The organism is Streptomyces canarius (genome assembly GCF_014650735.1).
In the GTDB taxonomy this organism is placed as follows: Bacteria; Actinomycetota; Actinomycetes; order Streptomycetales; family Streptomycetaceae; genus Streptomyces; species Streptomyces olivaceoviridis.
On the sequence record NZ_BMVN01000239.1, the window covers coordinates 1 to 603 of the forward strand.

The following is a 603-nucleotide window of genomic DNA, read 5'->3' on the forward strand; positions in this document are numbered from 1 at the left end:
AGAACATTAAACACAATGAGAATGAAAGAGAAACCATATCATGAAATCTCCATCATCTCAGCTAAAGCTTTGTTTGCAGCAGCTTAGTAGACATAGCCCTTTACGAACATTCCTTTCTTGGCCTCTTCTGATTCTCCCTCGCCGGTGTATTTCCCGAGCTGAGCGAGTGAGTTGGCTTTGGCACGGACAAGAAGTGAATCCTGAGCAGCCTTAACGTTCTCGGGTCTGCCTCCCCATGTCTTCAAGCAAGTGTTCTGGAGAGCTCTGGCATACGAGAACGAGACGTGCCATGGGTTTGGAGATTGGTTCATTGCGTTTAAGTTGAGGGTTGCTTCAACCTCGGATTGTCCGCCAGACAAGAACATGATTCCAGGAACAGCTGGGGGGATTCTCCTGTGGAGGAGCTTGAGGGTGTAATCAGCAACTTGCTGTGGGGTGGCCTTGTCTTTGCATTCAGCACCAGGAGTGACCATGCTGGGCTTGAGAAGGATGCCCTCAAACATGACATTGTTCTCAGCAAGGTAGAAGAAAACCTCAGCCCAAACCTTCTGCGCTACTTCAAAAGTCCTATCAATTCCATGGTCACCATCAAGCAAGATTTCC

1 protein-coding gene is annotated in these 603 nt (G+C 48.4%); it reads right to left on the reverse strand.

The annotated features are described in order from the left end of the window. Window positions 1-83: 83 nt before the first annotated feature. On the reverse strand, window positions 84-603 hold a 520-nt coding region (locus tag IE294_RS50530), incomplete at its 5' end, for a class I fructose-bisphosphate aldolase (RefSeq protein WP_189895431.1).